Consider the following 17849-nt stretch of genomic DNA (forward strand, 5'->3'; position numbering starts at 1 on the left):
CGCAAACAACCGGGGTTTCGTATTGCAAAGGCCGTGCTCGGCGCCGAGAATGCCGGTATGACGGATGCCGCGACGGCCACGCCCGCGCCCCTCGACGCTCCCCGGCGACGCCAGCTCGCCCTGGGCCTCGTCGCCGAGCGCGGATTCGTGCGCGTCGCCGAGCTCAGCGCGGCCTTCGGCGTCACGACGGTGACCGCCCGAGCCGACCTCGATGCGCTCGAACGGCAGGGCGCCATCCGCCGCGTGCACGGCGGAGCGGTGCCCGCCTCGTCGGTGCTCGAGGCCGAGCGCCCCGAACGCGAGCCGAGCTTCGAGGAGGCGCTCGCGGCATCCGTGGAGCCGAAGCGGTCGATCGGCGAGTACGCCGCGTCGCTCGTGCGCAGCGGCCAGAGCGTCATCCTCGACGTCGGCACGACGACCCTCCAGATCGCACGCGCCCTGCGGGCCCGCGCCGACCTCGACGACCTCGTCGTGTTCACGAACGGCCTCTCGATCGCGCTCGAGCTCGAGGACGAGATCCCGCGCTTCACGGTCGTCGTGACGGGCGGCACCCTGCGCCCGAAGCAGCACTCGCTGGTGCATCCGCTGGCCGGGTCGATGCTCGAGGAGGTGCACGCCGACCTCGCCTTCATCGGCTGCAACGGCGTCGACCCGGCACACGGCGTGACGAACGCGAACCTGCCCGAGGCGGCGGTGAAGGCGCTCATGCTGCGCGCCGCGGCCAGGGCCGTCGTGGTTGCCGACGGCTCGAAGCTCGGCGAGGTGCACCTGGGCCGCATCGCCCCGATCGACGCCTTCGACGTGCTGGTGACGGATGCCGCGGCGCCGGCGCCGCTCGTCGCCGAACTCGAGGCGTCGGGGCTCGCGGTGCACCTCGCCCGAGACCCTAAAGTGGATCCATGACTCTTCCCACGGGCGAGCAGTTCGTGCTCGAGACCTCGACGTCGAGCGGCGACCTGCAGGCCACGATCACGGCCGTCGCTGCGGGCATCCGCACCCTCAGCATCAACGGCATCGACCTCGTTCCTCCCTACGCCGAGGACCAGGCGCCCCCCATGGGCGCCGGCATCGTGCTCGCGCCGTGGCCGAACCGCATCCGCGACGGCCGGTGGACCCACGACGGCGTCGAGCACCAGCTCGCCATCACCGAGCCGGCCCGCAACAACGCCATCCACGGCCTGCTGCGGTACACCGAGTACAAGCCGATCGCCCGCGAGCGCGACTCGGTGACCCTCTCGGCGACGATCTACCCGCAGCTCGGCTACCCCTACCTGCTCGGCACCGCCGTGCACTACGAGCTCGTCGCCGACGGCCTCAAGGTCACCCACTACGTGGAGAACCTGGGCGCCGAGGCGGCGCCGGTCGCGCTCGGCTCGCACCCTTACCTGAAGATCGGCGGCGTGCCCACCGGCGACCTCACGCTGCGCCTGGACGCGGCGAGCCACATCGAGGTCGACGACCGCCTGCTGCCCACCGGCGAGGTTCCCGTCGACGACACCGAGTGGGACCTGCGCGACGGCCGGCGTGTGAGCGACCTCCACCTCGACGACGCGTTCGGCGAGGTGGCCAGCGAAGACGGTGTCGTGCTGCACACGCTCACCGCGCCCGACGGGCGAACGGTGTCCATCTGGGCCGACGACGAGTTCGACTACGTGCAGGTCTACACCAGCCGCGAGTTCCCCGGCGAGGACGGCGACGTGGCGATCGCCGTGGAGCCGATGACGGCTCCCGCCGAGGCGTTCAACTCGGGTCGCGGGCTGCGCTGGCTCGACCCGGGTGACGAGTGGCAGGTCAGCTGGGGCATCCGGTTCGAGGGGTTCACGGCCGACTGAGCCGGACGGCGCTGCACCGCTCGGCCGTGTGGCCGATCAGTCGGCGCACGACCCCGAGTCCACCGCGTCGTCCAGCAACGGCGCCTGCTCGGCGAGCGGCGACAGCGTCGACACCGGGATGGCGTAGCCCACGTTCTCGACGGAGTCCGACTTGGCGAACACCACGCCGCCCACGGCGCCGTCACCCGTGAGCACCGGACCGCCCGAGTTGCCGTGGTCGACGTCGGCGGCGACCGTCATGATCTCGCGCGTCGAGGTGCGGCCGCTTTCCTCGATGGTGATCGGCCCGACGGACATCACGCGGGCCGGGCGCAGTTCGAGCGGACCGCCGAACGGGTAACCCGCCACGGCGGCGTCGGAGCCGGTGGCGAGGTCGTCGATCGGCAGCGGCGGGGTCAGCAACCCCGACACGGCGATGACGGCGAGGTCGTTCTCCTGGTCGAAGGCCACCACGCGCCCGGCGAGCGCCGGCTGCCCGGGCGCCTCGACGATCGGCTCGGTGACGCCGGCGACCACATGCGCGTTGGTGACGATCCGGTCGTCGGCGACGACGAAGCCGCTGCCCGACAGGTTGCTGCCGCACTGGAAGGCCGTGCCGGTGACGCGCACCACCGAGGTCGCCGCGCGTGCGAGCTCGGCGTCATCGACGCCGCCCGAGGGCAACTCGGGCGCCTCGGTCGGCGCATCGAGCACCTGCACCAGCCACGGGATGCCCTGGCCGAGCGCCGCGGTGCGGATCTCGGCGAGCAGCGTGCGGGTCGGCGCGGGGGTGACCTGGTCGAGCGTGGTGAGCACGCGGGAGCCGGCGATGGCCGGCGAGAGCACGGGCACGCCCATCGCGGACACGCCGGAGGCGACGAGCGCGACCACGAAGGCCGCGACGAGGAGGTTGCCGATGGCGCCGAGCACGCGGTCGAGCACTCCGAGCTTCACGGCTTGCGCTCCACGGCGGAGTGCACGCCCGACCACGGCCCCGAGCCACGCGCCGAGTGACAGGAGCACCAGCGCCGTCCCGATCGCCGCGGGTGCGCGCCATTCCGGTGCAGGGACCAACCCCGACACCCACGGCATCACGAGGTACGCGGCGAGGCCGCCGAGCACGAGCCCGATGAGGCCGGCGGCGGTGCGCAGGAGGCCCGCGCGGTACCCGTGCACGGCGGCGGCGATGAAGGCCAGCACGAGCAACACGTCGAGCAGCAGGCTCCAGCCCATGGTGCCTCCGTTCCGTCGCGTCGGGTCGCACGTCCGTGGAGGACCAGCTTGCGCCATCCCGCTCGGAGACACCTGCAAGCGCGCGGGCACGGCCTGCGGCCCGACGCGCGAGAACGGCTCCGACGCCGGATCGTCGGAGCCGTTCGCACGGTGGGTGCTACATGGGGGGCATGAGCACCGTGTCGATGAGGTACACGGTCGCGTTCGCCGTGTGCACGCCACCGCAGATCACCTTGGCGTCGTTGACCATGAGGTCGTCACCCGAGCCGGTCACCTCGACGGTGCCGCCCTGCACGGTGGTCTGGGTGCCGACCACCTCATCGGGCGACAGCTGGCCGGGCACCACGTGGTACGTGAGGATGCTCGTGAGCGTCGCGGAATCCGTCTTCAGCGCCTCGATCGTCGCCGGGTCGATCTTCGCGAACGCGTCGTCGACCGGAGCGAACACGGTGAACTCGTCGCCGTTGAGCGTGTCGACGAGGTTCACGTCGGGGTTCAGCTGCCCCGAGACGGCCGCGGTCAGCGTCGTGAGGATCGGGTTGTTGGAGGCCGCAACGGCCACGGGGTCGGTCGACATGCCCTCGACCGATCCGGCGCCGTCGGGCACCTGCTCGGCGTAGGCGGCGCAGCCGGCGCCGACGAGGTCGGCCGCCGGGTCCATCTCCATGGCCTCCTCGGTCGGCTCAGCCGACTCGGACGTCATGGGCTCTTCGCTCTCGGTGGTCGTTGCGTTCGCGCTGCAGCCGGCGAGCCCGAGGGTCGCGAGTGCGACGATCGAGAGGGCGGCGATGGCGGTGCGAGTGCTGCGTGACGAGGATCGCATCGGTGTACTCCTTCGTGGAAGTCGGCCTCGTTCGGGGCCGATGCGAGGGGTTCGGCGTGGGCTCGGGAACGGATTGGACCGATCGCGAATCGGCGCGTCCCGGCATCCGGCCACCGATCGTGGCGGCGTCCGACCAATCGGTTCTGCCTTCGGCTGCGAATCACCGACGACCCGAGAGAGCAGGATCCCCCGTGACCACCCCAGCCCCCGCCGAGGAATGAGCCGTGCACTCGCCTATCCTCCGGCGCGCGCCGCAACCGGTGCCGCGCCGCAGCAGCGATCTGTCATGCTTGACGCAATGGCAGACGACGGTGATCGCACGTCGGCGTCGCGCCCGACCATCGACGAGTTGCTCGCGTCCGTCGGGCGCGGTGACCGCGTCGCGTTCAGTGCGCTCTACGACGCGACGGCCCCGCGCCTGTTCGGCCTCATCCGCCGCCTGGTCGTCGATCCCGCGCAGGCCGAGGAGGTGACGCAGGACGTGTACCTCGAGATCTGGCAGTCCGCCGCCCGCTTCGATGCCCACAAGGGCAACGCGCTCTCGTGGATGTTCACCATGGCGCATCGCCGGGCCGTCGACCGCATCCGCTCCGCCCAGGCGTCTCGCGATCGCGACCTTCGCATCGGCGTGCGCGATCTCGACGTTCCCGTCGACACGGTGGCCGAGGCCGCCGAGACGAGCGTCGAGCACGAGCGGGTGCAGGGCGCGCTCGGCGAGCTGAGCGACCTGCAGCGCGAGTGCGTGCGGCTCGCCTACTACGGCGGCCTCACCCAGAGCGAGATCGCCGAACGACTCCAGGTGCCCCTCGGCACCGTCAAGACCCGGTTGCGAGACGGCATGATCCGGCTCCGCACGGCATTGGGGGTGACGACATGAGCGACGACCAGGAGCGACCCGACGACGGCTCGGATCGCCGGCCCGCCTCCGTCGAGGCGTACCGGGGGCTCGCGGCGGCCTATGCGCTCGACGCGCTCGACCCCGACGAGCGCGTCGCGTTCGAGCGCGTGCTCGCCGACTCCGCCGAACTGCGCGAGGAGGTCGACGCCTACGCGCGATCGGCGTCGCATCTCGCCGAGCAGACCGAAGCGGTGACGCCGCCGCCGTCGCTGAAGGCCGGCCTCATGGCCGCGCTGGATCGCACGCCGCAGCAGTCGCCCGGGCAGCCGAGGGCGCACGTCGCCTCCGCTCCCGTCACGGCTGCCGCGTCGGTCCCGGATGCCGCGCCGGTTCCGGATGCCGCAGCCGTCGATGCTTCGACGCCCGCGCCGGCAGCCCCGCCCTCCGTCGCGGGCCCGGTCGAGTCCGCCGCGCACCGCCGCTGGTTCCAGCGGCCCGTCGCGCTCATCGCCTCGGCCGCCGCGGCCGTCGTGCTCATCACCGGCATCGTGCTCGGCGTCGGATGGTCGGGCCCGAACGGCTGGGGCGCCCAGCGCGAGATGGCCGCCATCGCTTCAGCGCCCGACGCCCAGTCGCAGACCCACGAGGTTCCGGGCGGCGGCGAGATCACGCTCGTGACCTCGGCCGCGAAGGGCCGGTCGGGCGTCGTCGTCGATGGACTGCCGCCACTCGAGGCCGGCCAGACCTACGAGCTCTGGTACATCGACGACTCGGGCGCCGCGGCCGCCGGCACGTTCGACGCGAACGGCGGCGAGACGTGGCGCGTGCTCGACGGTTCCTTCAGCCCGGGTGTCGCCGTGGGGGTCACGGTCGAGCCCGAGGGCGGCTCAGCGCAACCCACCACCGATCCGATCGTCGTCATCGCCACGTAGTCGGGTCCCCACAACCGACGCGGCCGCGCGCCGGTCCTCGGTTATGGTCTGAGGTGCCCGTCGACACCACGCCGGGCCACAGCACACGACGAGGAGTGATGGATGCGCGTCGGCATGTTCCTGAGCTACGCAGGCGGATTCCGCGAGGTCGCCGACGAGGTCGCCGAGCTCGAGCGGGCGGGCGTCGACCTCGTCGCCGTGCCGGAGGCCTACTCGTTCGACGCGGTGAGCCAGCTCGGCTTCCTCGCGGCGCGCACGTCGACCATCACGCTCGCGTCGGGCATCCTGCAGCTCTACACGCGCACCCCCACGCTCACGGCGATGACGGCGGCGGGCCTGGACTACGTCTCCGGCGGACGCTTCGAGCTCGGCATCGGGGCATCCGGACCCCAGGTGATCGAGGGATTCCACGGGGTGCGCTACGACGCGCCGCTCGGCCGCACCCGCGAGATCGTCGACATCTGCCGCATGACCTGGCGGCGCGAGCCGGTGGTGCACGACGGTGCGAAGTACCGCATCCCGCTGCCCGCCGGCGAGGGCACGGGGCTCGGCAAGCCGCTGAAGCTCATCAACCACCCGGTGCGCGAGCGCATCCCGATCACGATCGCCTCCCTGGGCCCCAAGTCCGTCGAGCAGACGGCGGAGATCGCCGACGGCTGGCTGCCGATGTTCTTCCACCCCGAACGGGCGGCCGACGTGTGGGGCGACGCGCTGGCGGCCGGCACCGCCAAGCGGTCCGCCGACCTGGCCCCGCTCGACGTGTTCGCCAGCCCGGCGCTCGCCATCACCGATCATCCCGAGGCGGTGCTGCCGCTCGTGAAGCCGCAGCTGGCGCTCTACGTCGGCGGCATGGGTGCCCGCGGCAAGAACTTCTACAACGACCTCATCTCGAGCTACGGCTTCGAGGCGGAGGCGGCGCGCATCCAGGACCTCTACCTCGAGGGCCGTCGTGACGAGGCCATCGCGGCGGTGCCCGATGAGCTCGTGCGCGCGGTGTCGCTCATCGGTCCGGCTTCGTACGTCGCCGAACGGGTCGAGGCGTTCCGTGCCGCGGGCGTCACCACGCTGTCGGTCACCCCGCTGGCTCGCGACTCGGCCGAGCGCGTCGCACTGATGTCGGGGTTCCGGGCGCTCGTCGGCTGACCTGCGCTCGGGCACATCGCTTCGACGGTTTCGACTGCGGGGGTCCACAACCGCTCCCGGATTCCCGCATTCCGCGCACGGTCGATCGGCGGATGCCCCTTCCGGCCGCGAGCTTGCGGGGCTACCGTGTTGTCACCCGCTCGACGCCGTGCGGGAAGGGGAACCTGGGGAGGAGCTGCCGTGACGGGGATGTCCGAGTCCTCCGCGTGACCCGGACTCCCGTCGGGCGGTGCCCATGGCGACGGGTCGCTGACGGCAAGGCGGGTCGGCTCGTCAGTCGGGGTCCGAGGTGAGTTCGAGCCGAGCGGTGATCGCCGTCACTGCGGCATCCATCGTCGCGTACCGGTAGACCACTCCCGGGCGAGGACGCATCCACAGCATCTCGTACCCGTCGTCGATGGTCTGGAGGTAGCCGACCACGCGCCTGAGGTCGCCGTCGGCGTAGCGATCGTTGCACACACGCCACGTCGTCGGACTCAGCGGCATGAGCTCCACGCGGGAGCGGGCCTGCGTTTCCTGTCGCGCGAGCATCTCGCACCATTCCCCATCGAATTGCGTTCGTTCATGGCGGACCGGCACCGGCCGACGCGTCCTGGGATGCGCGTGGTCGATTGCGCTGCGCCGGTCGGCCCGGCCCGCCTGTCCGGGTCTTGCGACCCGTGACATCAGTTCTACGCGGGGCTGCGGGGCGTCGATAGGCCCTTGACATGCCTCAGGCGAGATGCAATATGGCGGTGCCCCCACAGGGACTCGAACCCTGGACCCACGGATTAACCTGCTGCACTGGGTTTCCCCAGCCACCGCCGTGGCGGCTTGCAGTCTGGACTATATCTTCACCTTCGACCGGATCGTTCAGGTGCGCCGCGTGTAGTCTCTGAGGTTCCCTTGCGGTTACCTGCTGATTACCCAATCCGGTCCGATTGTCACTGCCTCGCGCGAACGAGGCGAGTACGGCCGGCTCTCAGGGCGTTCCAGCATATAGCGGCGGTCATCCAGCGCATTTCGGCGCTGGCGCTCCATTGTTGTGTTGAAGTCCGTTGCTCTAACCAACTGAGCTATAGGGGCATCGACCACCCTAACAGGAGCCGCATGCCGGTCCCTCGTCCAGCCGGGGCGAGTAGCCTTGCCGTAATGGCTTCCGACTTCCATCGACCCACTCGCTTTCCGAACGGCATGTTCGAGGGTTACCTCGGCGCCGAGGATCCGGCTCACGTGAGCCGGGTCGCCCACGACACCGCGGCCGCGATCCTGTCCCGGGTGCGTGCCGATCCCGACCCGACGGTCGTCGAGCGACTCGTCACCTACACCGACGAGCACGGCATCGACGCGATCGCCGAGCTCTGGTCCCACGCGTCGGCGAAGAGCCTGCCGGGGGCGCTCTGGCGGGTCTACCTGCTGCGCACCCTGATCCGACAGGACCCGCTGGGCATCAGCCTGGCCTTCCAGCGCGGCACGGAGGTCTCGCACACGATCGACCAGGTCGTCGCGGGCGCACCGGTGCCGGCCGGTCCCGACGAGGTGCGCGAGCTCGCCGACCGCATCCTGCACGGGCTCTTCGCCGGCGACTTCGCGGTGGCGCTCGACCGTGCCGCCGCCTTCTCGCGGGTCGTCGCGGCGGGCTTCACGAGCCTCGCCGACGATGCGGATGCCGCGGACGCGGTGCACCCCGATCGCCCCGGCGAGCTGACCCAGCGGGCGCTGCGCCTCACCCAGCTGGCCGACGAGCTCTCCTCGTGCGCCCGGCTCTGGCGTCGCGACGCCCTGGACTGAGTCGGCGGGTGCCCTGCGGGCCCCGGGTGCCCCAGGCTGCCCCGGGTGCCCCGGAGCGAAGCGGATGCCGCGACGGCCCCGCTCCCGGGAATGAACCACCCCCCGACCTCGTTTACACTTGATGTGCCGGGCCGCAGTAACCCCGGGCTCCAATATTCGCCGCTCCGAGCGGCCTCGCGCCGAGAGGCGTTCTGCGGCCCGGCATTTCCATGCCCCGGCGCGGACGACGCCCGGTCGTCGACCCTGCCGGTCGGCTCGTCCGCGTAGCATCGGAGCATGCCCGACACGCTCACCCTGCTCATCGAACCGCTGCCCGCCGACGCCCCCGCGACCGATCTCGACGGCACGTTCCGCGAGGTCGATGCGTCGGCTCCCGCGCTCCGCGTGGGCGAGCTCTCGACGCAGCGCGGCGACGGCATCTTCGAGACCATCGGCGTGGTCGACGGCCACCCGCAGGAGGCGCGGCCGCACCTCGAGCGGCTGCGCAACTCAGCGCGCATCTGCGAGCTGCCCGAGCCGAACCTCCCGCAGTGGGAGGCGGCCATCGCGCGGGCCGTCGCGGGCCTGCCGGTGACGGGCGAGTTCGCGCTCAAGCTCGTGCTGAGCCGTGGCGTCGAGCACGGGCCTGCGCCCACCGCGTGGTTGCACGTGGCGCCCGCGGCCGACTTCAGCGCGGTGCGCGAGCGCGGCATCCGCGTCGTCACGCTCGATCGCGGCTACGACCGCGGCACCGCGGAACGCGCACCCTGGCTGCTCCTCGGGGCGAAGACGCTGAGCTACGCCGTCAACATGGCGGCGCTCCGCGAGGCGCGCCGCCGTGGCGCGGACGACACGATCTTCGTCACGAGCGACGGCTACGTCATGGAGGGCCCGACCTCGAGCGTCATCCTCCGGCACGGCGAGGTCTGGTCCACCCCCGCGCCCTCGGGCGCGATCCTGCACGGCACGACCCAGCTGAGCCTCTTCGAGCACCTCGAGGCATCCGGTCGGCGCACCGAGTACCGCGACATCCCCGTCGACGAGCTCAGGTCGGCGGATGCCGCGTGGCTCGTGTCGAGCGTGCGACTGGCTGCGGGCATCACCGAGCTCGACGGCCGGCCGATGCCCTATGACGTGGAGGAGACGCGCGACCTCAACGCGTACCTGCTGAGCCCGCGCGACTGACGGTCGCCGTCGGCGAATCGGACGGTGATCAGCCGAAGCGGCCCGACACGTAGTCCTCGGTGGCCTGCACGGTCGGGTTCGAGAAGATCGTGGTGGTGTCCGCGTACTCGATGAGGTTGCCCGGCTTGCCGGTGCCGGCGATGTTGAAGAACGCCGTCTTGTCGGAGACGCGGCTGGCCTGCTGCATGTTGTGCGTCACGATGACGATCGTGTACTGCAGCTTGAGCTCCTCGATGAGGTCCTCGATCGCGAGCGTGGAGATCGGGTCGAGCGCCGAGCACGGCTCGTCCATGAGGATGACCTCGGGCGACACCGCGATGGCGCGGGCGATGCAGAGGCGCTGCTGCTGGCCGCCCGAGAGGCCCGATCCGGGGCGGTCGAGGCGGTCCTTGACCTCGTTCCAGAGGTTGGCGCCGCGCAGGGACTTCTCGACGAGGTCGTCGGCATCCGTCTTGGAGATGCGCCGGTTGTTGAGCTTCACTCCCGCGAGCACGTTCTCCTTGATGGACATCGTGGGGAACGGGTTGGGTCGCTGGAACACCATGCCCACCTGGCGCCGCACGAGCACCGGGTCGACGTCGGGGTCGTACAGGTTGTTGCCGTCGACGAGCACCTCGCCCTCGACGCGCGCGCCGGGGATCACCTCGTGCATGCGGTTGAGCGTGCGGAGGAAGGTCGACTTGCCGCAGCCCGACGGGCCGATGAAGGCGGTGACGCTGCGGGGCTCGATCTCGAGGCTCACGCCCTCCACGGCAAGGAACTTGCTGTAGTAGACGTTGAGGTCGCGGACTTCGATGCGCTTTGACACGGATTTCCTTACTGGGGGAGGGTCAGCGGCCGAACTTCGGTGCGAAGAACTTGGCGACGAGACGGGCGATGAGGTTCAGCGCCATGACGATGAGGATGAGGGTGAGCGCGGCGGCCCACGCGCGGTCGAGGTACGCCTCGGGTGGGTTGCCCTGATTGGCGTACTGCGTGTAGACGAAGACGGGCAGCGACGACATGCGCCCGTCGAACAGGTTCCAGTTCATGCTCTGGGTGAACCCCGCCGCGATGAGGAGCGGGGCGGTCTCGCCGATGACCCGCGAGATCGAGAGCATGATGCCGGTCGTGATGCCGGCGATCGAGGTCGGGAGCACCACCTTCACGATGGTCAGCCACTTCGGCACGCCGAGGGCGAAGGCCGCCTCGCGCAGCTCGTTCGGCACGAGGCGCAGCATCTCCTCGCTCGACCGCACGACCACGGGGATCATCAGCACCGACAGGGCCACGGCGCCGGCGATGCCCGTGCGGGTGCCCGGCCCCAGGAAGATCGAGAACAGGGCGTAGGCGAACAGGCCGGCGACGATCGACGGGATGCCGGTCATGACGTCGACGAGGAACGTGATGCCCCGCGCGAGGCGGCCGCGGCCGTACTCGACGAGGTAGATCGAGGTCATCAGGCCGATGGGGATGGAGATGATCGCCGCGGTGCCCGTCATGAGCACCGTGCCGACGATCGCGTGCAGCACGCCGCCGCCCTCGCCGGTCACGTTGCGCATCGACATCGTGAAGAAGTCGGCGTCGAACCGGTTGAGCCCGAACGTGATGACGGTGATGGTGAGCGAGATGAGCGGGATCATCGCGAGCACGAATGCACCGGTCACGAGCGCCGTGACGAGGCGGTCCATGGCCCGCCGGCGGCCCTCGACGAGCATCGAGAAGAGCCAGATCGACGGGATGTAGAGCACGGCGCCGACGAGCAGCGCGCCGCCCCAGTTGAATCCGCTGCCGTCGGCGAGGGCCAGGACGCCGAAGATCGCGGCGGCGACGAGGATGGCTGCGCCGAGGATCATCCACGGTGCGGGGGTGGGCAGGCGCCCGGCGGTGAGGGAGTTCTCGATGGGCACCGCGACGGCGGTGGGCTCGGGCTTCGTCGTGACGGACATCAGTTGGCTCCCGAGAATTCCTTGCGGCGGCTGACGATCCAGCGTGCGATGGCGTTGACCACGAAGGTCACGATGAAGAGGATGAGGCCCGTCGCGATGAGCACGTTGACGTTCATGCCGTAGGCCTCGGGGAACGTCAGGGCGATGTTCGCCGCGATCGTCGACGGGTTCACCGAGGTGAGCAGCTTGAACGTGACGGCGCCGCTGGCGGAGAGCACCATGGCCACCGCCATCGTCTCGCCGAGCGCCCGGCCGAGGCCGAGCACGGCGGCCGAGACGATGCCCGAGCGGCCGAAGGGCAGCACGGCGGTGCGGATCATCTCCCACCGGGTGGCGCCGAGGGCGAGTGCGGCCTCCTCGTGGAGGACCGGGGTCTGCAGGAACACCTCGCGGCAGATCGCGGTCATGATCGGCAGCACCATCACGGCGAGCACGATCGCGGCGGTGAGGATCGTGCGGCCGGTGCCCGAGACGGGGCCGGCGAAGAGGGGGAACCAGCCGAAGTTGTCGACGAGCCAGGAGTACACCGGCTGCACCGCCGGGGCGAGCACGCCGATGCCCCAGAGGCCGAACACCACGGACGGCACCGCGGCGAGCAGGTCGACGATGTAGCCCAGGACCGAGGCGAGACGGCGCGGCGCGTAGTGCGAGATGAAGAGGGCGATGCCGATCGAGACGGGGATCGCCATGAGCAGGGCGAGCGCGGCGGCCCAGACCGTGCCGAAGAGCAGGGGACCGACGTAGTTCCAGAAGTTGTCGGTGAGGATCGACGCATCCTCGTGGCTCGCGATGAGCGCGGGAAGGCTCTGCACGATCAGGAAGACGGCGACGGCGGCGAGCGTGACGAGGATCATCGATCCCGCGAAGACCGCGGAGCCCGAGAAGACCCGGTCGCCCGGTCGCTGCTTCGCCTTGATGGCGGTGGTGGCGGTGCTCATCTGGCGTGATCCTCGAGTTCAGGTGGTGGTGGATCGTGGGACATGACCGTGCCCGACCCCGTCGCGTTCATGAGGAAACGTCGGGGTCGGGCACGAACCTACTACTGGATCGAGTCGATCGCAGCCGTGATCTGCTCGCGCAGGGTGTCCGAGATCGGCGCAGAGCCGGCGGCGTCAGCCGCCACGTTCTGGCCCTCGGGGCTGGCCATGTACGAGAAGTACGACTTCACGAGCTCGACGTTCTCGTCGTCCTCGTAGTCCTGGCAGCCGATGATGTAGCTCACCAGCACGATCGGGTAGACGCCGGCCTCCTCGGAGGTGCGGTCGATCTCGATGGCGATGTCGCCGTCGGCGCGACCCTCGGCCTCGGGCGAGGCGTCGACGATGGCCGCGGCGGCCTCGGGCGAGAACTCGACGAAGTCGTCGCCGACCTGCACCGCGACGGTGCCCAGGTCGCCGGCGCGCGAGGCGTCGGCGTAGCCGATGGTGCCGGTGCCGTTGGTCACCGCGTCGACGACGCCCGAGGTGCCCTGTGCGGCCTCGCCGCCCTCGAACGGCCAGACGCCGTCGGCCTCGTACGTCCACACGTCGGGGGCCGCGGCGCCGAGGTAGTCGGTGAAGTTCTCGGTGGTGCCCGAGTCGTCGGAGCGGTGCACGGGCGTGATCGCCAGGTCGGGCAGCGTCGCGTCGGGGTTCAGCGCGACGATGGCCTCGTCGTTCCACTTCGTGATGTTGCCGGCGAAGATGCCCGCGATGGTCGCGGCGTCGAGGTTGAGCGTGTCGACGCCCTCGACGTTGAAGATCACCGCGATGGGGGAGATGTACATGGGCAGCTCGACCACCGACGTGTCGGCGGCGCACTTGGCGAAGCCGCCCGCGGCGATCTCCTCGTCCTTGAATGCGCGGTCCGAGCCGGCGAAGTCGCTCGCACCCTCGAGGAAGGTCTCGCGGCCTGCGCCCGAGCCCGAGGGGTCGTAGTCGATCGTCACGTCGGGGTTGGCCGTCTGGAAGCCGGCGATCCACGCCTGCTGTGCGGCATCCTGCGAGGACGCGCCGGCGCCGACGAGGTTGCCCGAGAGCGACGAGGCCGACTCCGGGGCGGCGGCGCCGCCCTCGTTCGCGGCGCAGGAGCTGAGCGCGATCGCCGCGGTGATGGCGACGACGACGGGCACGCCGAAACGCTTGAGGTTCACGTGATTCCCTTCCGGGGTTCTTGATTGCAGGGGATGGGCCGGGTGCCGGCCCGCCTGCGACGCTAGGCCGCGCGCCTTACGAGCTTCCGCCACGACGGTAAACGGCAGGTGAACGAGCCCTGTCGCACGGATGCCGCGGGCTGGGAGTTCCCCGGAAGCCGCCCTCGGGACGGCGTCAGGCGCGGGGCGCGTGCGTCTCGATGGCGACGATGCCCGAGCCGGAATTCGTGGCCGAGAGGTGCACCACGCTGAAGGCGCCGGGCTCGAGCCCCGCGGCATCCGTCACGTACGAACCGAGCGGCGTGGCCGTCGCCAAGGCGATCTCGCGCACCATCTCGGGCAGCACGGGACCGTGTCCGCAGATCACGGCCGGCTTGCCAGCGCGCACGCGCTTGCCGACGACGCGGCGCACCTCGTCGTTGCCCGACTCCCAGGCGTCCTGGCTGATGCCCTCGTCGCGCTTGATCGGGATGCCGGTGGCGGCGGCGAGGGGCGCGACCGTGGTGACGCAGCGCACCGCGGGCGAGGTGACGATGCGCCGGGGCGCCCACGCGGTGATCGTGTCGACGAGCGCGGCCGCCTGCTGCACGCCGCGCTCGGCGAGGGGGCGCGCGGCATCCGTGCCCTTCCATCCGCCCCGTGAGACGGCCTTGCCGTGGCGCACCAGAAGGAGCGGGAAGGTGCTCGTGACGCCCTGGTCGAGCAGCTTCGCGAACGTGTCGAGGATCTCGACGTCGGGTTGGTGGCTGAGGTAGCCGCGGGCGCGCTTCACCGTGACCCACTCGAGGGCGGCGATCTCGGAGTTCGGCTTGAACGTCGATCGCTGGACGGCGCGATCGCTCACCTCGGCGGCCCAGTAGTGCACGATCTTCTCGCGCCCGCTGGGCAGCGGGTAGCGCGAGACGCCGAGCGGCACGCCGAGCGCGACGTCGAGGCCGGTCTCCTCGGCGATCTCGCGCACGGCCGTGCGGGGGAGCGACTCGCCGGGGTCGACCTTGCCCTTGGGGATGGTCACGTCACCGTACGCGGTGCGGTGCACGACGAGCACGTGGATCCGGCCGTCGATGACGCGCCAGCACACGGCGCCGGCCGCGTAGATGGCCGTGGCGGTCAACGCCGCTTCCCCGGACGGGTACGCTGGCCGATCTGCTGCATCAGCTTCGACTGCATGTCCTCCAGCGGATGCCCGGCGTCGTCGATCCAATGCCGCACCCACTCGCCGTCGCCCGACAGGTGCCACGCGCTCGTGCGGTCGTCCATGGCGCGGTCGAACAGGGATGCGATCTCGGTGAGGTGCTCGGGGTCGACGAGCCGCACCAGCGCCTCGACGCGACGATCGAGGTTGCGGTGCATCATGTCGGCCGAGCCGATGAACACCTGCGGGTCGCCGTCGTTCAGGAACGAGAAGATGCGCGAGTGCTCGAGGTAGCGCCCGAGGATGGAGCGCACCCGGATGTTCTCGCTGAGCCCGGGGATGCCCGGGCGCAGGCTGCAGATGCCGCGCACCCAGACGTCGACGGGCACGCCGGCGTTCGACGCCCGGTAGAGCGCGTCGATGATGGCCTCGTCGACGATCGAGTTCACCTTGATCCGGATGCCGCTGGGCCGGCCGGCCTCGGCGTTGCGCGTCTCGGCGGCGATGAGCTTGAGCAGGCCCTTGCGCAGGTGCAGGGGTGCCACGAGCAGGCGCTTGAACTTCTTCTCGATCGCGTAGCCCGAGAGCTCGTTGAAGAGGCGGGTGAGGTCCTTGCCGACCTGGTCGTCGGCGGTCAGCAGGCCGAGGTCCTCGTAGATGCGGCTCGTCTTGGGGTTGTAGTTGCCCGTGCCGATGTGGCTGTAGTGGCGGAGTCCCCCCTTCTCCTGCCGGATCACGAGGGCGAGCTTGCAGTGGGTCTTCAGCCCGACGAGGCCGTAGACGACGTGCACGCCCGCCTTCTCGAGCTTGCGGGCCCACGAGATGTTCGCCTGCTCGTCGAAGCGTGCCTTGATCTCGACGAGGGCGAGCACCTGCTTGCCGGACTCGGCCGCGTCGATGAGCGCCTCGACGATGGGGCTGTCGCCCGACGTCCGGTAGAGCGTCTGCTTGATGGCGAGCACGTCGGGGTCGGCGGCCGCCTGTTCGAGGAAGGCCTGCACGCTCGTCGCGAACGACTCGTAGGGGTGGTGGAGGAGCACGTCCTGTCGCGAGACGGCCTTGAAGATGTCTGCCTGGCGGTTCGGCTCCGACGGCAGCAGGTGCGCGTTCGTCGTGGGCACGTGGGTGGGGTAGTGCAGTTCGGGACGGTCGAGCCTGGCCAGGTCGAACAACCCGCCGAGGTCGAGCGGCGCGGGAAGGCGGAAGACCTCCTGCTCGGTGACGTCGAGCTCGCGCACGAGGAGGCCCAGCGTCACGTCGTCCATGTCCTCGGTGATCTCGAGGCGGATGGGCGGACCGAAGCGGCGCCGGAGGAGCTCCTTCTCGAGCGCCTTGATGAGGTTCTCGGTCTCGTCCTCCTCGATCTCGACGTCCTCGTTGCGGGTGATGCGGAACACGTGGTGCTCGACGATCTCCATGCCCGGGAACAGGTCGCCGAGGTGGTTGGCGATGAGGTCCTCGAGGGTGACGTACCTGGCCTGCTCGATCGACTCGTCGGGGTCGACGCGCACGAAGCGCGGCAGCATCTGCGGCACCTTGACGCGGGCGAACTCCTGCCGGCCCGTGCGGCTGTTGCGCACGCGCACCGACAGGTTCAGCGAGAGGCCCGAGATGTAGGGGAACGGATGCGCCGGATCCACCGCGAGCGGCATGAGCACTGGGAAGATCTGGGCCGAGAAGTAGGCGCGCAGGTGGGCCGTCTCGCGCTCGCCCAGGTCGGACCAGGCGACGACGCGGATGCCGGCCTCGGCGAGGGCGGGCTTCACGAGCTCCTGGTACGCGGCGGCGTGCCGCTCCTGCAGTTCGTGCGCCTTCCTCGAGATGTCGCTCAGTACGTCCTGCGGGGCGCGACCCACGTTCGTGGGCACCGCGAGACCCGTGACGATGCGGCGCTTCAGGCCCGCGACCCGCACCATGAAGAACTCGTCGAGGTTCGACGCGAAGATCGCGAGGAAGTTGGCGCGCTCCAGCACGGGGAGCAGCGGATCCTCGGCGAGCTCCAGCACGCGCTGGTTGAACGCGAGCCAGCTGAGCTCGCGGTCGAGGTAGCGTTCGGCGGGAAGTTCGGGCGCGCCCTCGATGTCGAACGGCTCGAAGTCGTCGTCGAAGTCGCTGGCGGTGCGGTCTTCGTCGAGGGCGCTGTCGGTCATCCACTCATCATGCCACCCGGCCCGCCGCAGGCGAGGGGTGCGACGTTAACGTGCGGTGACGGTCGGCGCGCCCTGGTCGTCTTCCTCGTGCACGTTGAAGCGGTAGCCCACGTTGCGGACGGTGCCGATGAGGCTGTCGAGGTCGCCGAGCTTGGCCCGGAGGCGCCGCACGTGCACGTCCACCGTCCGAGTGCCGCCGAAGTAGTCGTAGCCCCACACCTCGCTGAGCAGCTGCTCGCGGGTGAACACGCGCGAGGGGTGCGCGGCCAGGAAGCGGAGCAGCTCGAACTCCTTGTAGGTGAGGTCGAGCGTGCGGCCGTGCACCTTCGCCGAGTAGCTGGCCTCGTCGATGACGACTCCGGAGGTCTGGATGCGCTCCGACGGCTGCGCGGACTGTGCCCGGCCCAGGGCGAGGCGGATGCGCGCATCGACCTCCGCCGGCCCGGCGTCCATGAGCACCACGTCGTCGACGCCCCAGTCGGGCGTGACCGCGGTGAGGCCGCCCTCCGTGACGATGAGCAGGAGCGGGACCGACAGCCCAGTCGTGCGAAGGATCTGCGACAGCGCCTTCGCGCCCGCGAGGTTCGTGCGGGCGTCGAGGAACACGAGATCGGATTCTGGCGCTCTGACCAGCTGCTCAGGCGAAGCGGGGATGACCCTCGTTCGGTGAGTCAGGAGTGACAACGCCGGGAGAACCTCATCGTTTGCCGCCGGCGACAGGATCAGTAACTGCGCCACGCACACCCTCCAGTAGTAAGGTGCGGTCAATACTACGTGACGCCGGACACCGG

17 protein-coding genes are annotated in these 17849 nt (G+C 70.5%); 7 read left to right on the forward strand and 10 right to left on the reverse strand.

What is annotated here, in order from left to right:
* The first annotated feature begins 57 nt into the window (after positions 1–57).
* Both J2X63_RS12585 and J2X63_RS12590 read left to right on the forward strand, forming a co-directional pair.
* A complete protein-coding gene (locus J2X63_RS12585) occupies positions 58–903 on the forward strand; it encodes a DeoR/GlpR family DNA-binding transcription regulator (RefSeq protein ID WP_309977552.1) in 846 nt (281 codons plus the stop codon).
* Positions 900–1832: an aldose 1-epimerase family protein gene (locus J2X63_RS12590; RefSeq protein WP_309977554.1), complete on the forward strand. Its 933-nt coding sequence runs from the start codon at positions 900–902 to the stop codon at positions 1830–1832. Before J2X63_RS12585 ends, J2X63_RS12590 begins: the two co-directional genes overlap by 4 nt.
* A gap of 36 nt (positions 1833–1868) precedes the next feature.
* Here the strand turns inward: J2X63_RS12590 and J2X63_RS12595 are convergent, their stop codons facing one another.
* Entirely contained in the window at positions 1869–3044 is a 1176-nt protein-coding gene (locus J2X63_RS12595; RefSeq protein WP_309977555.1) for a MarP family serine protease, read from the reverse strand.
* Positions 3045–3201: 157 nt separating this feature from the next.
* Entirely contained in the window at positions 3202–3867 is a 666-nt protein-coding gene (locus J2X63_RS12600) for a fasciclin domain-containing protein (RefSeq protein WP_309977558.1), read from the reverse strand.
* Between the two features lie 298 nt (positions 3868–4165).
* Between J2X63_RS12600 and sigK the strand changes: the two genes are divergently transcribed.
* The 3 genes from sigK to J2X63_RS12615 all read left to right on the forward strand — a co-directional run bounded on the left by sigK (position 4166) and on the right by J2X63_RS12615 (position 6780).
* The gene (gene sigK / locus J2X63_RS12605; protein ID WP_309977560.1) at positions 4166–4744 is read left to right on the forward strand and encodes an ECF RNA polymerase sigma factor SigK; all 579 of its coding nucleotides are present in this window, start codon (positions 4166–4168) and stop codon (positions 4742–4744) included.
* A complete protein-coding gene (locus J2X63_RS12610; protein ID WP_309977562.1) occupies positions 4741–5637 on the forward strand; it encodes an anti-sigma factor in 897 nt (298 codons plus the stop codon). The genes sigK and J2X63_RS12610 overlap by 4 nt, the downstream gene beginning before the upstream one ends.
* 102 nt (positions 5638–5739) lie before the next feature.
* Complete coding sequence (locus J2X63_RS12615; RefSeq protein ID WP_309977564.1) at positions 5740–6780, forward strand: LLM class F420-dependent oxidoreductase; 1041 nt, start codon at positions 5740–5742, stop codon at positions 6778–6780.
* A 273-nt stretch (positions 6781–7053) separates the two neighbouring features.
* Here J2X63_RS12615 and J2X63_RS12620 read toward each other — a convergent pair whose 3' ends face one another.
* On the reverse strand, positions 7054–7311 hold the full coding sequence (locus J2X63_RS12620; protein ID WP_309977566.1) for a hypothetical protein: 258 nt from the start codon (positions 7309–7311) through the stop codon (positions 7054–7056).
* Between the two features lie 600 nt (positions 7312–7911).
* Here J2X63_RS12620 and J2X63_RS12625 point away from each other — a divergent pair.
* On the forward strand, positions 7912–8550 hold the full coding sequence (locus J2X63_RS12625) for a DNA-directed RNA polymerase subunit beta (protein WP_309977567.1): 639 nt from the start codon (positions 7912–7914) through the stop codon (positions 8548–8550).
* 276 nt (positions 8551–8826) lie between these two features.
* Positions 8827–9714, forward strand: a complete 888-nt coding sequence (locus J2X63_RS12630) for an aminodeoxychorismate lyase (protein ID WP_309977568.1) — start codon at positions 8827–8829, stop codon at positions 9712–9714.
* Positions 9715–9742: 28 nt separating this feature from the next.
* Here J2X63_RS12630 and pstB read toward each other — a convergent pair whose 3' ends face one another.
* The 7 genes from pstB to J2X63_RS12665 form a co-directional block, all read right to left on the reverse strand.
* Complete coding sequence (pstB, locus tag J2X63_RS12635; protein WP_309977569.1) at positions 9743–10522, reverse strand: phosphate ABC transporter ATP-binding protein PstB; 780 nt, start codon at positions 10520–10522, stop codon at positions 9743–9745.
* A 22-nt stretch (positions 10523–10544) separates the two neighbouring features.
* On the reverse strand, positions 10545–11642 hold the full coding sequence (pstA, locus tag J2X63_RS12640) for a phosphate ABC transporter permease PstA (protein ID WP_309977571.1): 1098 nt from the start codon (positions 11640–11642) through the stop codon (positions 10545–10547).
* The gene (pstC, locus tag J2X63_RS12645) at positions 11642–12580 is read right to left on the reverse strand and encodes a phosphate ABC transporter permease subunit PstC (protein WP_159603702.1); all 939 of its coding nucleotides are present in this window, start codon (positions 12578–12580) and stop codon (positions 11642–11644) included. Before pstC ends, pstA begins: the two co-directional genes overlap by 1 nt.
* A gap of 101 nt (positions 12581–12681) precedes the next feature.
* The gene (gene pstS / locus J2X63_RS12650) at positions 12682–13773 is read right to left on the reverse strand and encodes a phosphate ABC transporter substrate-binding protein PstS (protein WP_309977574.1); all 1092 of its coding nucleotides are present in this window, start codon (positions 13771–13773) and stop codon (positions 12682–12684) included.
* A gap of 175 nt (positions 13774–13948) precedes the next feature.
* Positions 13949–14887 (reverse strand): NUDIX hydrolase, encoded by a 939-nt coding sequence (locus J2X63_RS12655; protein WP_309977575.1) that lies wholly within the window; start codon positions 14885–14887, stop codon positions 13949–13951.
* Complete coding sequence (locus tag J2X63_RS12660; RefSeq protein ID WP_309977577.1) at positions 14884–17058, reverse strand: RNA degradosome polyphosphate kinase; 2175 nt, start codon at positions 17056–17058, stop codon at positions 14884–14886. The genes J2X63_RS12655 and J2X63_RS12660 overlap by 4 nt, the downstream gene beginning before the upstream one ends.
* 45 nt (positions 17059–17103) lie before the next feature.
* The gene (locus J2X63_RS12665) at positions 17104–17796 is read right to left on the reverse strand and encodes a response regulator transcription factor (RefSeq protein ID WP_309977579.1); all 693 of its coding nucleotides are present in this window, start codon (positions 17794–17796) and stop codon (positions 17104–17106) included.
* Positions 17797–17849 lie beyond the last annotated feature (53 nt).

Origin of the sequence: Agromyces sp. 3263 (genome assembly GCF_031456545.1) — a bacterium.
Classification (GTDB): Bacteria; Actinomycetota; Actinomycetes; order Actinomycetales; family Microbacteriaceae; genus Agromyces.